Raw genomic sequence first — 18,660 nt, 5'->3', positions numbered from 1 at the left:
CACGTCTCAGCTCGGTTCCTCACTCGTCCCCCGACACCAGCACCACGAAGAGGTCACCCTCAGAGCCCGCGCCGCCGGCTGCGGGCGAGGAAGGAAGGGCCCCATGTCCGAGCTGCTCACCGCGCCCGGCGAGCAGGGCAGGGCCGCAGCGGCAGGTGCTCCCACCCGCTTCCACGCCGTCGTGCTGGAGACGAAGCTGGCCCCGCCGCCGCTGGGATTCCCCCCGGTGCCCCGGCCGCGGCTGCTGACCCTGCTCTCCCGTGGCGTGGCCACCACACCGGTGACGCTGCTCAGCGGGCCGGCCGGCGCGGGGAAGACGGTGCTCGCCGCGTCCTGGCTACGCGCGCAGGACGGTCGGCAACGCCAGGACGATCGGCAACGCGTCGCCTGGCTGTCCCTGGAGGAGGCCGACGACGTCCCGGCCGCCTTCTGGGCCCAGGTCACCGCGGCGCTGCGCCGGACCGGGGTCGAGCTGCCCGAGCCGGCCGGACCGGGGCAGGCGGCCCCCACCCGCCTGGCCGCGGCCCTGCTCGCGCTGCCCGCGCCGGTCGTGCTGGTCCTCGACAACGCCGACTGCCTGAGCCGCCGGGACCTCCTCGACGCGCTCGACCGGCTCATCCGCTACGCCGGGACGCGGCTGCGGCTGGTGCTGTGCGCCCGCTCCGACCCGCTGCTGCCGCTGCACCGGTACCGCCTCACCGACGCGCTGACCGAGATCCGCGCCGACCGGTTGGCGTTCACCGCCGAGGAGGCCGGCGCCCTGTTCGCCGCGCTCGGTGCCCCCGTCTCCGCGGACGTCGCCGCCGCACTGTGCGCCGCCACGGAGGGCTGGGCGGTCGCGCTGCGGCTGGCCGCGGCACCGCTCACCCAGGGCACCCCGCCGGAGGAGCTGCTCACCGCCCTCGCCGCCGACGACGGCAGCGTCGCCCAGTACCTGTCCGCGGAGGTGCTGGGGCGCCAGTCCGCGGCGGTGCGCCGGTTCCTGCTGCGGATCAGCGTCACCGACCAGCTGTGGCCCGACCTGCTGGAGCGGCTGACCGGCCGGCCCGACGGCCGCCGGGTGCTGGCGTCGCTGACCGCCGCGAACGCCTTCGTCGAGCGTGCCGCCGGCGCGGCCGGTGGCTACCGGATCCACGCCCTCTTCCGCGAGATCCTGCAGGCCCAGCTGGCCTACGACCACCCCGGCGACGTCGCCGCCCTGCACCGGACCTGCGCCGCCTGGTATGCCGCCGCCGGGGACCTGCCGCGGGCGATCGCGCACGCGGACACCGCGGGCGACCAGCAGCTCAACGCCCGCCTGCTGATCGACGACCTGGCCGTCGCCGGGTTGCTGGCGGACGGGACCGCCGCCGGTCCCGTGCCGGCCGGGGCGGACGGGGTGGACGGGGCGGTGCTGCGCGCCGCGGCGACGCTCGGCTCCGGAGCCGCGGCAAGCCCGGCCGACCTGACTCTGACCGCAGCCGCCGCCGCCGACGCCGGGAACCGCCCAGCACTGCGCGTCGCCGCCGCAGCCACCTGTGCCGCCGCCGCGGCCGCCGGCCCGACCGGCGAGGACGTGCGGGCCGCTGCTGCCGACGCGGAGCCCCTCCTGGCCGACCTGCGAGGGGCCCCGGAGCCGCGGCGGGCTGTGCTGGCTGCCGTCCTCGCCGCCGCCGGAGCGGCCGCGCTGCTGCACACCGACGCCTCTGACGACACGCTGCTCGACGCCGTCCGGGGCGCGCTGACCACCGCCACCGCCACGGACGCCGCCCCTCGGCTGCGCGCCCACTGCCTGGCCGACCTCGCACTGCTGGAAGCGCTGGCCGGACGGCTGCGGCACGCCGCGGACCTGGTGGAGGACCACGAGGAGCTCGCCGAGCAACTCCGGCTGCCTCAGAACCGGCGGGCGGCTGCCGCGGCGACCGCCGCCGCCTGGACGTGCCTCGAACGCCACGAGCCCGGCGAGGCCTGCCGCTGGCTCACCCGCGCCGAGGAACGGCAGCAGGACGCCGCCGTCACCGGCCCGCTCCAGGCCGTGCTGCACAGCCGGCTGCGGCGAGCACGCGGGAAACCCGACGCCGCCGACCAGGCGCTGCGACCCGTCCTCGACATCGTCGCCCTGCCGCGCTGGGTGCGGGAGCAGGTCGTCGCCGAGGCCGCGCGCATCCGTCTCGCCCGCCGCGACGGGCCCGGCTACCGGCGACTGCTCGACCGGCTGCCCGCCGCCTCACCCCGGTCCGCGCTGCTGCGTGCCACCGCCGGTGCCCTCGGCCTCGACGAGGACCCGCCCGAGTCGGTCGCCACCACGAGCGGCCCGCTGCTGCCGGTGCTCGCCATCGAGGACGCCGTCGTCCGGGCCTGCCTGCGCGCCCGGGTCGCGGACACCTCCGGCGCCGTCACCGTCCTCGAGCGGGCGCTGCGCCTGGCCGCCCCCGAGCGGCTGCGTCGCCCCTTCCTCGACGCGCCACCGCAGTTGCGTCCGCTGCTGCGCACCGACCCGGTACTGGCCGCCGCCGGTGCCTGGCTGAGCCCGACCGCGCCGCCGGTGCCTCCCGTGCCGGCACCACGGCGGTCCGTTGCGGCGCCCGATGCCCCATCGGCGGGCACTCCCGCCCCGGTGGTCATCGGCGCGCTCAGCCCTCGGGAGAGGGAGGTCCTGCGGCACCTCACGGAGATGCTCTCCACGACCGAGATCGCCGCGGCGATGTTCGTCTCCATCAACACCGTGAGGACTCACGTCCGGAGCATCCTCCGCAAGCTCGGGGCCACCCGACGCAACGAGGCGGTTCGCCGGGCCCGCGAGCTCGGGATCCTCTGATGGCCGCGGCGATGACGCCGGTTCTCGCGGCGCCCCGAGTGTCCCGCTGGCAGGACCTCGTCACCGGCAGCAGGCGGGCTCCGGCTCGCGGGCAGGCGCGGTGGTCCTCCGGTGCGGTGCGGACGGCGATCGCCTCGCCGGACCGGGAGTCTCGCGGGGGTCCGCTGCAGCCGTCGCCCGACGAGCCCACGCGCCGGCCGTTCCCGGGCGCAGGACCGGAGTGGGACCACCGGAAACCGGGCGACCCATGACGCAGGGCGCCTGGGCGCGCCGCTCCTGGCCGGTGCCCGGCTCTGATACACACCTGGTCGGCCGATGGGAACCGGCCACCCCTGCTGAGCTGACCGTGCACCGGCAGGAACTAGCCGCCGCTCTGCACGACGGTGGCCGCCCGTCTGACGCCGACGAGGGAACCGTCGAGCGGCTGGTGCTGGTCTTCGAGGAACTGGTGAGCAACGCACTGCGCCACGGCAGTCTGCCGGTCTGCGTGGAGATCACCGCCTTCGGCCACTTCTGGCTGCTCGACGTCAGTGACGCCGCCGTCGCCCGGCCACCGGCAGTCGCCGTCGGCCGCGACGCCGCACACGGTGGCCTGGGTCTCCACCTGGTCGCGAGCCTGTGCGGAGCTCATGGCTGGACAGTCGCCCACAACCGCAAGCACGTCTGGGCGCGGATCGACTACACCCACCCGGAAGCACGCGAGGCGGATCCCCGAGTCCGACACGGCTGAACGGTTCTCCCCCCGATGGAGGGGTGGTCACCACTCGGTGCATCCCTCATCAGCGCGGTGGCCACCCAGACGGCGCACTCCCACCCGGGGCGCTCGGTCGTCAGGTGGGAGGCCCTGGTCGTCGTGGTGCTACTGACGTGGTGGCCGTCGGGAGCTGTCTGGGGTGCGCAGTCGCCCCGCCACTGCCCCCCGGTCCTGCCCCGATCGAGGGGCAAGCGGATGCCGATTGCCGTCGCGAACGGCGCCCGAACGGATGGAGGCCCTGGTCAGTCGCCTGGCCAGGGCCTCCACCGCGTGGGGTGAGTGACGGGGCTCGAACCCGCGACACCCAGGATCACAACCTGGTGCTCTACCAGCTGAGCTACACCCACCGCGTGCGCCCCGGCGGCGTGCTCGCGCCGGAGGCAGGGACGAGGATACCGGAGCCGGTCAGCTCCCCGACGCAGCCGGGGGTGTGCCGTCCTCCACGGGCGCCACGGGCGGGGTGGCGTCGGCCGCGGAGAGCACGTCGGCGAAGCCGGCGACGACCTCCCCGGCGGCCCGCTGCGCCTGCGACGTCGACGGGCCGGGGGTGTCGACGAACAGGGTCCGGCGGTAGTAGGCCAGCTCGCGGATCGACTCGACGATGTCGGCCAGGGCGCGGTGGGCCAGGCCCTTGGGCGGCTGGGCGAAGTAGACCCGCGGGAACCAGCGGCGGGCCAGCTCCTTGATCGAGCTGACGTCGACCATCCGGTAGTGCAGGTGGTCGTCGAGCTCGGGCATGTCGCGGGCGAGGAAGCCGCGGTCGGTGCCGATCGAGTTGCCGCACAGCGGAGCGGTCCGCCGCTCGGGCACCCACCGCTTCACGTAGGCCAGCAGCTGCTGCTCGGCCTCGGCCACGGTGAGCGTCGAGGCGCGCACCGCGTCGGTCAGCCCCGACTTCGCGTGCATCTCGGTGACGACGTCGGCCATGTCCTCCAGGTCGGCGTCGTCGGCGGAGATCACGAGGTCCAGGCCGGGGTCGAGGACCCGCAGCTCCGAGTCGGTCACGACGACGGCGACCTCGATGAGCTTGTCCCGGGTGAGGTCCAGCCCGGTCATCTCGCAGTCGATCCAGACCAGGTGCCCGCCGTTGTCCGCCACGTCGGCCGACCCTACGTCCCGTCCGTCCCGCACGCCTCGCGTGTCGGCCCACTACTCCATGCGCCACACCGGCGCCACTCGAGGGGTCGGCTTCGGCGACCTGCGCCGTTACGGTGGGTCCATCCCGTCAGCGAGACCAGGGAGTCCTCCCGTGCCCCACCCCGCCCCCGCCGCTCCCGCCCGAGCGGTCCCCCCGGCACCGGGCTCGCTGGCGGCCGGGCTGCGGCACCCCGTCGCGCTGCTGCGCTGGCTGTGGCTGGCGTACACGACGCCGGGCCGGCCCGGGCGCCCGACGGGGGAGACCGAGCTGCGCTGGATCTACGGCGCCTGGCTCGGGGCCTTCCTGCTCAAGATGCTCGGCTCGTCCTGGGACGTCTCCTGGCACTTCAAGTGGCTGCGCGACGACCTGGCGCCCCCGCACCTGCTCAACTCGGCCGGCACCGCGGTGGTCATCGCGCTGGTGGTCTTCCACAGCTACAGCGGCTACGGCGTCGACCGCCGGGCGCTGCGCCTCATGCAGTGGGGGATCGGCACCTTCCTCGTCGCCGTCCCGGTCGACATCGTCAACCACCGGATCAACGGGCTGGACATCACCAGCTGGAGCCCGAGCCACGCGCTGCTCTACGTCGGGACGGCGGTCATGCTGGCCGGCGCGATCCGCGGCTGGTGGCTGTACGCCGCGCCCGGCCGGGTCCGCACGCTCGTCTCGCTGGGCCTGTGGCTGTTCTTCGTCGAGAACGTGGTCTTCCCCAACCAGCACCAGGAGTACGGCGTCCTGTCGCTGCGGGCCTACGAGGCCGGGCGGACGACGGCGGAGCCGCAGCTGCTGGACTTCGCCGCCTCGCAGGGGCAGACGCCCACGATGTTCATGCTGCCGGTGCCCTCCTGGGTGCACCCGGCGTGGCTGGTCTGCGCCGGCCTGCTCTCCCTGGTCGTGGCGCGCAAGGTCGTCGGATTCCGCTGGACCGCGACCGTCGTCGCCGGCACCTACCTCGCCTACCGCGCCGTGATGTGGGCGGGGCTGGTGGCGATCGGCTTCCCGCCGTCGGTGCTGCCGCTGGTGCTGCTGGCCGGCGCCGTCTGCGTCGACCTCGCGGTCACCCGCGGGCTGCCCGGCTGGAGCGCCGCGCCCGCCACCGCCGTCGTGGTCTACGCCGCCGGGTGGGTGCAGGACGCCGCGGGGGTCCTGCCGCCGTGGAACTGGTCCTGGTGGTCGATCGTGCTGGTCGTCGCGGCGTTCACCGGCCTGTGGTCGGCGGTCGACCTGGTCGGCCGCAGCGCCCGGTTCGCCGCCTGGCGCCGTCCCGTCGAGCCGGGCCGCCCGGCCGGCGCCGTCCCGGCCGGCGTGGCCGACGGCGGCGCGTCGACCCGCTGAGGAGCGGGACCGGCCCGTCACCTGACGTAACGTCGGACGGGCCGCCCGCCCGGATCGCGCTGCCGGGCCCCCGCGCCCTCGCGCGCGTCCGGCCCACCCCTGACCCCCACCCGCCCCCGGAGGACGACGTGCTGGCCCTGACGCCCGTGCCGCCGCAGACGGCGGGGGAGCGTGCGCTCTTCGCCGAGCTGACCCGCTGGGACCGCGGCGGAGCCGTCCGGGGCGCCGTCGTGGCCTCCCTCCCGGTCGTCGACGGCCCCATGGAGCGGCGCCTGTCCGACGCCGTGGTCTTCGTCCCCGAGGGCCTGGCCGTCGTCCGCGTGGTCGAGGTGGTCCGGCAGACCGGCGTCGTCACCGCGACCCCGGAGGGCTCCTGGACCATCGGCCCGGGCGCCGGTCCCGGCGAGGTGCTGCAGCTGGCCGGCGGCGGCTCGACGCCGCTGGACGGTCTCATGCGGGCCGGCATGGACGCCGCGGTCCGGCTGCGCCGGGCCGGCCTGGAGCCCGGCCGCATCGCCCGGCTCACCGTCCTGGCCGGCGACCTCACCGGCCTGGTCCCGGCCGACGGCGACCTCGGCGACGGCGACCAGGTCGCGCTGTTGGAACCCCGCTCGCTGCTGCTCGGCATCTCGCGGGCAGCCCGCTACGCCGGGGTGGACAACCCGCGGCTGTGGACCACCGCCGACGTCCGCGCCGCGCTGACCGCGCTCGGCCTCGAGGGCCGCGGGCCCGCGGTCGAGGAGCTCAACGGCGAGGGCTTCCCGTACTCGCCCTACGTGCTGCGGAGGCGGGAGCTGCTCGCGCCCGCGGCGATGGCCGCCTCGGCCGCCCCCGCGGCGCCGCCCGCCCCGCCGGTCCCGGCACCGCCCCCCGTGGCCGTCCCGCCGCCCGCCCCGGCCCCGGCCGGCCCGCTGGTCGACCCGGTCGCGGCCGCCGCCGTCGCCGCCGCCGCGATCCGGGCGGACGAGGAGGCCGCGGCGCGTGCCGCGGCCGCCGGCCCGGCCGTCCCCGTCGCGCCCGTCCCCGTCGTCGCGCCCGTCCCCGTCGAACCCGCGTTCGCGGCGCCCGCCCCGGCGCACAGGGCCACCGCGCGTTTCGAGGCGCCCGCCGTCCAGTCCGGGGGCGGTGCCCCGGACGCCCCGGCCGAGGAGACCGGCGGCATCGGCGGGCTGTTCGGCGACGCCGACACCGACGCCGGCACCGACGCCGGGCACGAGCCGCCGCCGGCCGCCCCGCCGGTCGTGCCGCCGGCCGCGGCCCCCGTCCCGCCGGTGCCGTCGATCCCCCTGGTGGGCCCGCGCCGCCGCTCGCCGGCCGCGCGGCGCCGGCTGGCACTGCTGACCGCCGCCGCGCTGGCCGTGGTCGTCGTCGCGGTGGTCGCGCTGGTGAGCCTCACCGGCGGCGGGGGCGACGCCTCCGCGGCCGCGCCGCCGAGCACCAGCGCCCCGGCCTCCGCCCCGGGGGCGCAGGAGGCCGGCCCGCAGCCGGGCGAGCGCACGGTCCTCGACGGCCGGGAGTTCGTCCTGCAGCGGGTGCAGGTCGAGGACACCTGCGTCGGCAACTCCTACGGGGACGTCGCGGACTCCTTCGAGCGGGCCGACTGCACGGGCCTGGCGCGGGCGCTGTGGTCGACCGACGTGGACGGCCGGGCGGTGGTGGTCTCGGTCTCCACCGTGGACATGGGCGACACCACCACGGCCCGCGGCCTGCGCGACCTGGCCGACCGCAACGGCAGCGGCAACGTCAGCGACCTGCTGCGCGAGGGCGTGACCTACCCGGGGGCGCCCGCGGAGCTGTCCGGCGCGGAGTACGCCAGCGCCGTCCGGGGCTCGGTGGTCACCATCGTGGAGACCGCCTGGACCGGTCCCGGCGACGGCGGCACCGCCGACCTCGACCTGGTCGCCGGCACCGGCCTGAGCCTGCCGATGCCGGACCCGTCCGCCGGCTGAGGGCGCCGCGTCAGGCGGTCGCGGCGGCCTCGGCCATCGCGGCCAGCAGCGCGGCCGTCCGCGCGCGCGGAAGCCGGCCGGCGCTGTGCGGCGTGGAGTTGACCAGCCCGAACACGGCGTGGGCGCGGGCCCGGCTGGCGTCGGTGCCCTCCTCGGGCCGCAGCCGGGCCAGCACGTCCACCCACACCTCGACGTAGCGGCGCTGCAGCCGGCGCACCGCGGCCGCGTCGTCCGGCGGCAGGGAGCCGAGGTCGCGGTCCTGCACGGTGATCAGCGCGGGGTTGTCCAGCGCGAAGTCCACCTGGAAGGCGATCAGCGCCCGCAGCTGCGCGGCGGGGTCGGGACCGGCGGCGGCCACCTGCTCGCGCGCGCCGGCCAGCAGCCGCTGGCTGATGCCCTCGAGCATCTCGGCCAGCATCGCGTCCTTGCTGGCGAAGTGCCGGTAGATGGCCGGGCCGGTCACCCCGACCGCGGCGCCGACGTCGTCGACGCCGACCGCCCGCGAGCCGCGCTCGGCGAACAGCTGCGCGGCCGCCCGCAGGATCTGCTCCCGCCGGGAGGGCCGGGCGGCGTCCGCCGTCAGCGCCGAGTCGGGCTGGCTGGCGGTCACGCCGCGGATGCTAGCCGCCGCCGTCTGGACCCTGATGTGAACCGTCGTTAACATCGGGCGGGAGCGGCCGGCCGACCGGTGCGGCCGCAGGCGGGCCCCGGGGAGGACCCCACCGGCGCCCCGGCACCAGGGAGCACACCGTGCTGGACTACCGGCTCGACGACGAGACCGAGGCCCTGCGGAGGACCGTCCGCGAGTTCGCGCTCGAGGTGGTGGCCCCCCAGATCGGCGGCTTCTACGAGCGCGACGAGTTCCCCACCGCGATCGTGCGGCAGATGGGCGACCTCGGGCTGTTCGGCCTGCCCTTCCCCGAGGAGTACGGCGGCTCGGGCGGGACCTACTTCGACCTGTGCGTGGCGATCGAGGAGCTGGCCCGGGTGGACAGCTCGGTGGCCATCACGCTGGAGGCCGGCGTCTCGCTGGGCGCCATGCCGCTCTACCGGTTCGGCAGCGAGGAGCAGAAGAAGCGCTGGCTGCCGCGGCTGTGCACGGGCGAGGCGCTGGCCGCCTTCGGCCTGACCGAGCCCGGCGGCGGCTCCGACGCCGGCGCCACCCGCACCACCGCGCGCCTGGAGGACGGCCACTGGGTGGTCAACGGCTCCAAGGCCTTCATCACCAACTCCGGCACCGACCTCACCGAGCTGGTCACCGTCACCGCCGTCACCGGCACCCGGCCCGACGGCGGCAAGGAGATCTCCGCGATCGCGATCCCGTCGGGGACGCCGGGGTTCGGCGTGGGCCCGCGGTACTCGAAGGTCGGCTGGAACGCCTCGGACACCCGCGAGCTGTCCTTCAGCGACTGCCGGGTGCCGGAGGACTCGCTGGTGGGGGAGCGCGGCCGCGGCTACGCGCAGTTCCTGTCGATCCTCGACGAGGGGCGGGTCGCCATCTCCGCGCTGGCCACCGGCCTCGCGCAGGGCTGCGTGGACGAGTCGGTGCGCTACGCCGGCACGCGCGAGGCGTTCGGCCGGCCGATCGGCCGCAACCAGGCGGTCCAGTTCATGATCGCCGACATGGAGGTGCGGGCCTCCACCGCGCGACTGGCCTACTACCGCGCCGCCGAGAAGATGCTGCGCGGCGAGCCGTTCCGCCGCGAGGCCTCGATCGCCAAGCTCTACAGCTCCGAGGTCGCGATGGACAACGCCCGCGCGGCCACCCAGGTGCACGGCGGGTACGGCTTCATGAACGAGACGCCGGTCGGGCGCTTCTACCGCGACGCGAAGATCCTCGAGATCGGCGAGGGCACCAGCGAGGTGCAGCGGATGCTCATCGCCAAGGACCTCGGCGTCGGCTAGGCCGTCACGTCGACCAGCACCTTGCCGACGGCGCCGTCCTGCACGGCCCGGTGCGCCTGCGCCGTCTCCGCCAGCGGGAAGACGTGCAGCGGCAGGCCGGCGTCCTCGCCCACGCACAGCGCGCCGTCGAGCAGGGCGGCGTCGACGTCCTCGACGCCGAGGACCTTGGCCCGCTCGGGCTGGGTGTAGACGAGCACGAAGTTCCAGCGGGCGTTGGGGCTCATCTGCGCGCGCACCGGGATGGTGACCTCGGCGCCGCCGTCGTCGGCGTACACCGCGACCGCGCCGTGCATGCCGACGACCTGCGCGTCGACGGCGGCGTTGCGGGCCGCGGACACCTCCACGACCGTGTCGACGCCCTCCGGCGCGATCTTCCGGACCTCGGCGACGACGTCCTGCTGCCGGTAGTCGACGACGTGCGAGGCGCCCGCCGCCGCGGCCAGCTGCGCCTTGCGCGGGCTGCTCACCGTGGCGATCACCGTGGCGTCGGCCCAGCGCGCCAGCTGGATCGCCGCGTTGCCCACGGCGCCGGCGCCGCCCTGCACGAGCACGGTGCGCCCGGTCAGCGAGCCGGGGCCCATCCGGTCGGGCACGGACTCGCCGAGGGTGAGGCAGCGGTGCGCGGTGAGGAACGGGATGCCCAGCGCCGCGCCGAGCTCGAACGAGGGCTTCGGGCCCATGGGCACCGCCTGGCGCGCGGGCACGACGGTGTACTCCGCCGCCGTCCCCCAGGGACGCTGCCAGGCCGCCTCCCACACCCACACCCGCTCGCCGCGGATCGCGGGGTCCACGCCCTGCCCGACCGCCTCCACCGTGCCGGCGCCGTCCTGGCCGGGCACCTGGCCACCGGGTCCGGGCTGCGCGTTGGTGCGGGACTTCCAGTCGGTCGGGTTGACGCCGGCCAGCGCGAGCCGGACGAGGACCTCGCCGGGGCCGGGGTCGGGGGTGGGCCGGTCGGTCAGCTGCAGGACCTCGGGGCCGCCGGGCCGGGTGTAGGTGATGGCACGCACGCCGCGGCCCTACCCCGTCCGGCGGGCCCGTTGCGCACGGAGCCGTTCCGGTCGGCGCAGGTTCGGCCTCACCCCCCGGGGTGACCGCCGCGGAACGGAACTGATCCGGAACGGATACGCGGCCGAAGAGGGCTCCATGGAGCTCCCCGTCATCGGCAGACTCCGCCGCGCGCTGCCCGAGGGGCGGCCCCTGCCGGACGAGGTGTGGCAGCGGCGGCACGCGCTGCTGCTGCGGCTGGCCGCGGTGCAGGCCGTGGTGATCGCCGTCCTCGCGGTGGCCCGGGGCTGGGCTCCGGCCGCGGCGGGCGGCGCCGCCCTCGCCGTCGTCTACCCGCTGTCGTTCAGCCTGCTGCCGAACGCCGGCCGCACGCTGCGGGCCGCGGGGGTGACCGGGAGCCTGCTGGCCGCCTCGGTGCTGCTCGTGCACGTCTGCGACGGGCTGACCGAGGCGCACTTCCACTTCTTCGTCGTCGTCGGCCTGGTGTCGCTCTACCAGGACTGGGTGCCCTTCGGGCTGGCCCTCGTGGTCGTCATCGGGCACCACGGCGCCGTCGGGACGCTCTTCCCGCACTCGGTGTTCGACCACGAGGCCGCCTACCGCGACCCCTGGCTGTGGGCGCTCGTGCACGGCGGGTTCGTGCTGGCCGCGAGCCTGGCGCACCTGTCCTCCTGGCGGCTCAACGAGCGGCAGGGGCTGCACGACCCGCTCACGGGGCTGGCCAACCGCACCCGCCTGCTGCAGACCACCGCCGCGCTGCTGGCCCGCCGCACCGGCCCGGTCAGCGTGCTGTTCCTGGACCTGGACGACTTCAAGGACGTCAACGACACCCGCGGGCACGCGGCCGGCGACGTCCTGCTCACCACGGTGGGCGACCGGCTGCGGGCCTGCGTCCGGGAGGGCGACGAGGTGGGCCGGCTGGGCGGCGACGAGTTCGCCGTCGTGGTCGACGGCGACGCCGACGAGGCGGCGGCCGTCGGCGAGCGGGTCCTGGCCGCGCTCGCCGAGCCGGTCGACGTCGGCGGGCGTCCGCTGGCCGTGCACGTCAGCATCGGCGTCGCGGACACCGCGACCGCCGGCGACCGGCGGCCCGGGACGCTGCTGCGCAACGCCGACCTGGCCATGTACCGCGCCAAGGCGCTGGGGAAGAACCGGCTGGTCCGCTACGCGCCGGGCATGGCCGAGGCGGCGGAGGACGAGGTCACCCTGCTGCAGGACCTGGCCGCCGCGGTCCGGGCCGGCCAGCTGGAGGTCCACTACCAGCCCACCGTCGACCTGGCCGACGGCCGCACCACCGGCTACGAGGCGCTGCTGCGCTGGCACCACCCGGAGCGCGGGCTGGTGCCGCCGGCGGAGTTCGTGCCCCTGGCGGAGCAGAGCGGCGCGATCCTCGAGATCGGCCGCTGGGTGCTCGAGCAGGCGGTCGGGCAGGCGGCGGCGTGGACGGCGGAGGCCGGCCGGCCGGTCGGCATCGCGGTCAACCTCTCCCCGCGCCAGCTGACCGACGACGACGTCGTCGCCATGGTGTCCGCCGTCCTCGCCGGGACCGGCCTGCCGGCGGCGCAGCTCACGCTGGAGGTCACCGAGGGGGTGCTGCTGCGCGACGTCGACCGGGTGGCCGGCCAGCTGCACGCGCTCCGGGGGCTCGGCGTGCGGATCGCGATCGACGACTTCGGCACCGGTTACGCGACCCTGTCCTACCTGCGCCGGCTGCCCGCGGACGTCCTCAAGATCGACCGCAGCTTCGTGCAGGAGCTCGGCAGCGACGGCCGCTCGACCGCGCTGGTGGCCTCGATGATCGAGCTGGCGCACAACCTGCGGCTGGAGGTCGTCGCGGAGGGCGTGGAGACCAGCGAGCAGCACGCCGTCCTCGACGGCCTGGCCTGCTCGCACGCCCAGGGCTTCCTCTTCGGCCGCCCGCTGCCCGCGCCCGCGCACGACCCCGCGCAGCCGGCGGCCGTGGCCGTCGTCCCCGCGCCGCGGGAGCCGGTCGCCACCGCCTGACCTGCGCGGGCGCCCGGGGTGGGTGCGAGTGGAACGGATCGGTCCCCTAACCTGTGAGCGCTCCGTGACAGCAGTCACACCGTGCGCATCCCCCTCGACGATGAGGACGTCCGTGCAGCCAGCCTCCCTCCCCGCCGCCCGCCGCCGTCTCGGCGCCGCGCTCGCCGTCGCGACCGCCCTGTCCGTCTCCCCCCTCGCGGTGGGCGCGGCCTCCGCCGCCCCGCCGCCCGCCACCGACCCGACCGCGCCGGACCTCGGCGTGAACGTCACCGTCTTCGACCCGTCCATGCCGGTCAGCGAGATCCAGGCCGAACTCGACGCGACCTTCGCCGCCCAGCGCGACGACGAGATGGGCAGCGAGCGGTACGCCTACCTCTTCAGGCCGGGCACCTACGGCACCGACGCGCAGCCGCTGCAGATCAAGGTCGGCTACTACACCGAGGTCACCGGCCTCGGCGACTCGCCGTCCGACGTGGTCATCAACGGCAAGGTCGAGAGCTACAACCGCTGCCTCGGCGACGGCGGCACGAGCAACTGCATCGCGCTGAACAACTTCTGGCGGACCGTCTCCAACCTGACGATCGACGTCAACGCCGCCGGCCAGGACGGCTGCCGGCAGAGCGCCAACTTCTGGGCCGTGTCCCAGGCGGTCTCGCTGCGCCGGGTGGACGTCACCGGCGGCAACCTGTCGCTGATGGACTACTGCACCGCCGGACCGCAGTACGCCAGCGGCGGGTTCATCGCCGACTCCCGGGCGGGCACGGTCGTCAACGGCTCGCAGCAGCAGTGGCTGATCCGCGACAGCACCATCGGCAGCTGGTCCAACGGCGTGTGGAACCAGGTGTTCTCCGGCGTCGAGGGCGCGCCGTCGGAGGGCGGGTTCCCGAACCCGCCCTACACCACGCTGGACACCACCCCGGTCAGCCGGGAGAAGCCGTTCCTGTACCTCGACGACGCCGGCCACTGGACCGTCCGGGTGCCCGCGGCGCAGCAGGACTCCCGCGGGGTCAGCTGGGACGGCGGGCTCACGCCGGGCCGCAGCATCCCGATCAGCGAGTTCCTCGTCGCGACGCCGTCGACGCCGGTGCAGCAGATCAACAACCACCTCGCCCGTGGCGGGCACCTGCTGCTCACGCCGGGGGTGTACGACGTCGCGCGCAGCATCGACGTCAAGCGCGCCGGCACCGTGGTGCTCGGCCTCGGGCACGCCACGCTCACCGCGGTCGGCGGGGCGGTCCCGGTGACCGTCGCCGACGTCCCCGGCGTCGTGGTCGCCGGCGTGACGATCGACGCGGGCACCGTCGAGTCGCCCGCGCTGCTGCAGGTGGGCAAGCCCCACGGCGACGGCGGCCGCTCGGACGCCGCGGACCCGACGACGCTGTCGGACGTCTACTTCCGCGTCGGCGGCCCGCACGTCGGCAAGGTGGACACCGCGCTCGAGGTCAACAGCGACGACGTGCTCGTCGACCACACCTGGGTGTGGCGGGCCGACCACGGCCTCGAGCCCTTCACCGAGGGGTACCTGGGCGACACCGACCGCTGGCGGACCAACACCGGCCGCGTGGGCGCGGAGGTCAACGGCGACCGGGTGACCGCGACCGGCCTGTTCGTCGAGCACTTCCAGACCCACAACACGATCTGGAACGGGGAGCAGGGGACGACGGTGCTCTACCAGAACGAGCTGCCCTACGACCCGCCGTCGCAGGCCGACTGGCAGCAGCCCGACGGCACCCTCGGCTGGGCCGGCTACAAGGTCGCCGACGACGTGCAGCAGCACCGCCTCCACGGCGGCGGCGTGTACGGCTACCAGCGCAACGCCGGCCCGATCGTCACCGAGAGCGGCTTCGAGGTGCCGACGACGCCGGGCGTGCGGCTGCACCACGTGCTGACCGTGCACCTGGACGAGGCCGCCCCGGGGGTCATCGAGCACGTGGTCAACGACGTGGGCGGCCGGTCCGACCCGACCACGGCCGGCACGGCGCAGTACGTCGTCGACTACCCGACGGCCTGACCCAGCGAGCCCGGTGGGCCGTCGCGGGACTCCCGCGGTGGCCCACCGGTACGTCCGGTCGCCGGCGGTGCTGGTTCACCCGAGGCGACAGGGAACGGCGCGACGGTCGACGGGGCGCCGTGGCATCACAGGCAGTAGGGACAGCCCGTGCCGCCGACGGCGACCGTGCGCACGCAGCGGAGCAGCGCGTGGAGACGGGTGCCCTTCGGCACCAGCGCGTGGGCACCGGCGGCCCGGGCCTCGAGTCGTGCCTCGCGGGCTTCCGCGGTCAGCACGACGACCCGGGCCTCGGGTTGAGCGGCACGCAGCGCTGCCGTGGCCGCCAACCCGTCCATCACCGGCATGGACAGGTCCATGCACACGACGTCAGGACGCAGGCGTGCAGCGGCCTCCACCACCTGTGACCCGTCCTCGCACTCGCCGACGACGACGAGGTCACCCTCCTCGGACAGTGCTTCCGACAGGGTCCTGCGCAGGTGCGGGTGGTCGTCGACGAGGAGCACGCGGATCTCGGCGGAGACGTCACCGCCGTGCTTCGCTCCGGTCATCCGTGTACCTCCTGACCGTGCGGCGAGGGCCCTGCGGTGACCTGGTCGCCGTGACACCCCGAACGGTGAGGCGATGATCCTGGGAGACGTCGGCGCTCACGGCAAGACCGACGGGCTCGCCTCCCCGGGCGGCGGCCGGTGCGTCCTCGACGGGCCCGTCCGCCGGCCGTGACCCGGTCAGTCGTCCCGGGCGGCCCGCCGCGCCACCCGGCGGCGGTGCCGGCGCAGCACGCCGAGCCCGAGCCACAGGATCGCTCCCAGGAACGCGTCCACCAGGGTGAACAGCCACAGCGGCCACGTGAAGCTCCAGAAGAGGAACTCCAGCGTGACGTCCTGCCGGTTCTGCAGCATGAACACGAGCAGCAGCCCCCCGCCGGCGAGGGCCGCGACGACCCCGCCGCTGAGACGGGCGCTGCCGGGTGCACCGCCGGTCCCGCCGGTGCTCGCGGGGCCGGGGCTCTGCTGCTGGACCATGACCGCCTCCTCCGCCGCGACCGGACCGTAGGTGCCGTCGGTGCGGACGCGGATCACCCCGCGGGGACGATCCGCCGGCGGGGGCTCAGACGGGGGTGATCGAGAGGGTCAGCGCGCGGCGGCCGGCCTCGGACCGGGCCGTGGCCAGCCGCTCCTCCGAGGGTGTGCCGTAGTCGGTGGTGCGCTGCCGGGCCGGCCGGCCGATCGCCGCGGCCACGGCCTCGAGCTCGGCGATCGTCTTCAGCGAGCCGTTCTCGCTGCCGGCCATCCGGCTGATGGTCTCCTCCATCAGCGTGCCGCCGAGGTCGTTGGCCCCGCCCTGCAGCACCGCCTGGGTGCCGGCGTCGCCGAGCTTCACCCACGAGGTCTGGACGTTCGGGATGCGGCCGTGCAGCAGCAGCCGGGCGACGGCGTGCACCGCCCGGTTCTCCCGCACCGTCGGGCCCGGCCGCGCGACGCCGGCCAGGTAGATCGGCGCGTTGTGGTGGACGAACGGCAGCAGCACGAACTCGGTGAACCCGCCGGTCTCGTCCTGCTGGCGGGTGATCGTGCGCAGGTGCGCCACCCAGTGCGCCGGGGTGTCGACGTGGCCGTACATCATCGTCGACGTCGTCGGGAGGCCCACCCGGTGCGCGGTGCCGATGATCTCCAGCCAGGTCGCCGCGGGCAGCTTGCCCTTGGTCAGCACCCAGCGGACGTCGTCGTCGAGGATCTCCGCCGCCGTGCCGGGGACCGAGTCGAGCCCGGCCTCCTTCGCGGCGGTCAGGAAGTCCGCGAACGACAGCCCGGTCCGCGCGGCGGCGTTGACGATCTCCATGGGGCTGAACGCGTGCAGGTGGATGCCGGGCTGCCGGCGCTTCACCTCACCGATCAGGTCGAGGTAGGCCGAGCCCGGCAGGTCGGGGTGGATGCCGCCCTGCATGCAGATCTCGGTGGCGCCGGCGGCCCACGCGCGGTCGACCCGGTCGCCGACCTCGGTCAGCGACAGCGTGTAGGCGTCGGCGTCGGTGCGCCGCTGGGCGAAGGCGCAGAACCGGCAGCCGGTGTAGCAGACGTTGGTGAAGTTGACGTTCCGGTTGACGACGTAGGTGACGTCGTCGCCGGTGACGTCGCGGCGGACGGCGTCGGCCAGGGCGCACAGCGCCTCGAGGTCGGGGCCGTCGGCGCCGAGCAGCGCCAGGTACTCCGCGTCGGACAGGCCGGCGGGGTCGCGCTCGGCGGCGCGCAGGGCGGCGTGCACCTCGGGGTCGCCCACGGCCAGGGCGGTGGAGGAGCCGTCGCGGGCGGACTCGGTGCGCGCCCGCAGGTCGGCCCAGTCGCCGTAGACGGCGTCGAAGTCGCCGCGCCGGTCGCCGGTGCGCCCGACGGTGTCCACCTCGACGTGCAGGTCGGTGCGGCCGGAGGACACCCACGCCTCGTCGGGCTCCTGCCACGGCAGCCCGGCGGGGACCCGCTCCTCGACGGCGAGGCCGTCGGGCCCGGCCAGCGCGGCCACGTGCGGGCGCACCCGCGGGTCGAGCCACGGCTCGGGCTCGAGCACGTAGCGGGGCTGGGCGGCCAGCCGCTCGCGCAGGGTGAACCCGCCCTCGGCGGTGAGGGCGGCGAGCTTGTCGGTGTTGGGCCAGGGGCGCTCGGGGTTGACGTGGTCGGGCGTCAGCGGGGAGACCCCGCCCCAGTCGTCGACGCCGGCGCGCAGCAGCAGCCCGAGCTCGGTGGAGTCGGACAGGTTCGGCGGCGCCTGCACCCGGGCCCGCGGGCCGAGCAGCAGCCGGGTGACGGCGACGGCGGCCACGTACTCCTGCAGCGCGAGGTCGTCGTGGGCGGCCATCGCGGTGCGCGGCTTGGCGCGGAAGTTCTGGACGATGACCTCCTGCACGTGCCCGTGCCGTTGGTGCGCGGCGCGGATCCGCAGGACGGCGTCGACCCGCTCGGCCGGCGTCTCGCCGATGCCGAGCAGCACGCCGGTGGTGAACGGGACCGCGGAGCGGCCGGCGTCCTCGAGCACCCGCAGCCGCACCGCCGGCTCCTTGTCGGGGGAGCCGTGGTGCGGGCCGCCGCGCTCGGACCACAGCCGGGTCGCCGTCGTCTCGAGCATCATCCCCATCGACGCCGCGACCGGCTTGAGCCGCTGGACCTCCTCCCAGGTCATCACCCCGGGGTTGAGGTGCGGCAGCAGCCCGGTCTCCTCCAGCACCCGGATCGCCATCGCGCGCAGGTAGGCCAGGGTCGAGTCGAAGCCGTGCGCCTCCAGCCACCCCGCGGCGACCGGCCAGCGGTCCTCGGGCCGGTCGCCGAGGGTGAACAGCGCCTCCTTGCAGCCCAGCGCCGCGCCGGCCCGGGCGATCTCGAGCACCTCGTCGGGGGAGAGGAACGGCGCCTTCCCCTGGGCGCGCAGCTGCCCGGGCGTCGTCACGAACGTGCAGTAGTGGCAGCGGTCGCGGCACAGGTGGGTGAGCGGGATGAACACCTTGCGGCTGTAGGTGACCACGCCGGGGCGGCCGGCCGAGGCCAGGCCGGCGTCGCGGACCCGCGCGGCGGCGGTGAGCAGGCGGTCCAGCGGCTCGCCGTCGCCCAGCCCGCGGGCCGACAGCAGGGTCTCGGCCTCGCCGGCGTCGAGGGTCACGCCCCGCTCGGCGCGGGCGAGGGCCCGGCGCAGCGCGGACGGCACGGGGGTCTGCGGCTCGGTCATCACCCCGAACGCTAGACCCGGACCCTGCGCGGGGTGCCGATCCGTCCG

13 protein-coding genes and 1 tRNA gene are annotated in these 18,660 nt (G+C 75.8%); 7 read left to right on the top strand and 7 right to left on the bottom strand.

The genetic code is table 11. The features are described from left to right. Positions 1-103 precede the first annotated feature (103 nt). A complete protein-coding gene (locus ACI796_RS08565) occupies positions 104-2,797 on the top strand; it encodes a LuxR C-terminal-related transcriptional regulator (protein WP_456940801.1) in 2,694 nt (897 codons plus the stop codon). Positions 2,798-3,044: 247 nt separating this feature from the next. Then, on the top strand, positions 3,045-3,527 hold the full coding sequence (locus tag ACI796_RS08560) for an ATP-binding protein (RefSeq protein ID WP_456940800.1): 483 nt from the start codon (positions 3,045-3,047) through the stop codon (positions 3,525-3,527). 295 nt (positions 3,528-3,822) lie between these two features. Here ACI796_RS08560 and ACI796_RS08555 read toward each other — a convergent pair. Continuing rightward, positions 3,823-3,898, bottom strand: a tRNA-His gene (locus tag ACI796_RS08555). Between the two features lie 58 nt (positions 3,899-3,956). Then, the gene (orn, locus tag ACI796_RS08550; protein ID WP_456940799.1) at positions 3,957-4,649 is read right to left on the bottom strand and encodes an oligoribonuclease; all 693 of its coding nucleotides are present in this window, start codon (positions 4,647-4,649) and stop codon (positions 3,957-3,959) included. Between the two features lie 151 nt (positions 4,650-4,800). Between orn and ACI796_RS08545 the strand changes: the two genes are divergently transcribed. Beyond that, entirely contained in the window at positions 4,801-6,024 is a 1,224-nt protein-coding gene (locus tag ACI796_RS08545; RefSeq protein WP_456940798.1) for a hypothetical protein, read from the top strand. A gap of 128 nt (positions 6,025-6,152) precedes the next feature. Further along, positions 6,153-7,973: a hypothetical protein gene (locus ACI796_RS08540; protein ID WP_456940797.1), complete on the top strand. Its 1,821-nt coding sequence runs from the start codon at positions 6,153-6,155 to the stop codon at positions 7,971-7,973. Positions 7,974-7,983: 10 nt separating this feature from the next. Here the strand turns inward: ACI796_RS08540 and ACI796_RS08535 are convergent, their stop codons facing one another. After that, complete coding sequence (locus tag ACI796_RS08535; protein WP_456940796.1) at positions 7,984-8,583, bottom strand: SACE_7040 family transcriptional regulator; 600 nt, start codon at positions 8,581-8,583, stop codon at positions 7,984-7,986. A 140-nt stretch (positions 8,584-8,723) separates the two neighbouring features. On the opposite strand from ACI796_RS08535, the gene ACI796_RS08530 reads away from it, so the two are divergent. Next, positions 8,724-9,878 (top strand): acyl-CoA dehydrogenase family protein, encoded by a 1,155-nt coding sequence (locus ACI796_RS08530; protein ID WP_456940795.1) that lies wholly within the window; start codon positions 8,724-8,726, stop codon positions 9,876-9,878. Here ACI796_RS08530 and ACI796_RS08525 read toward each other — a convergent pair. Continuing rightward, entirely contained in the window at positions 9,875-10,888 is a 1,014-nt protein-coding gene (locus ACI796_RS08525; RefSeq protein ID WP_456940794.1) for an NADPH:quinone reductase, read from the bottom strand. The two genes, ACI796_RS08530 and ACI796_RS08525, sit on opposite strands and share 4 nt — an antisense overlap. A gap of 136 nt (positions 10,889-11,024) precedes the next feature. Between ACI796_RS08525 and ACI796_RS08520 the strand changes: the two genes are divergently transcribed. Continuing rightward, complete coding sequence (locus ACI796_RS08520; protein WP_456940793.1) at positions 11,025-12,890, top strand: putative bifunctional diguanylate cyclase/phosphodiesterase; 1,866 nt, start codon at positions 11,025-11,027, stop codon at positions 12,888-12,890. Positions 12,891-13,002: 112 nt separating this feature from the next. Continuing rightward, positions 13,003-14,901 carry a glycosyl hydrolase family 28-related protein gene (locus tag ACI796_RS08515; protein ID WP_456940792.1) on the top strand — a complete coding sequence of 633 codons (1,899 nt, stop codon included), beginning with the start codon at positions 13,003-13,005 and terminating at the stop codon, positions 14,899-14,901. A 125-nt stretch (positions 14,902-15,026) separates the two neighbouring features. Here the strand turns inward: ACI796_RS08515 and ACI796_RS08510 are convergent, their stop codons facing one another. The 3 genes from ACI796_RS08510 to ACI796_RS08500 form a co-directional block, all read right to left on the bottom strand. Continuing rightward, positions 15,027-15,449 carry a response regulator gene (locus ACI796_RS08510; protein WP_456940791.1) on the bottom strand — a complete coding sequence of 141 codons (423 nt, stop codon included), beginning with the start codon at positions 15,447-15,449 and terminating at the stop codon, positions 15,027-15,029. 177 nt (positions 15,450-15,626) lie between these two features. After that, positions 15,627-15,923, bottom strand: coding sequence for a lipopolysaccharide assembly protein LapA domain-containing protein (locus tag ACI796_RS08505; RefSeq protein WP_456940790.1), 297 nt, complete (start codon positions 15,921-15,923; stop codon positions 15,627-15,629). 85 nt (positions 15,924-16,008) lie between these two features. Further along, positions 16,009-18,612, bottom strand: coding sequence for a bifunctional FO biosynthesis protein CofGH (locus ACI796_RS08500; RefSeq protein WP_456940789.1), 2,604 nt, complete (start codon positions 18,610-18,612; stop codon positions 16,009-16,011). Positions 18,613-18,660 lie beyond the last annotated feature (48 nt).

The organism is Geodermatophilus sp. SYSU D00525, assembly GCF_054050475.1.
The sequence above is the reverse complement of the archived record's forward strand: the minus strand, read 5'-3'. Positions and strand labels throughout refer to the sequence as shown.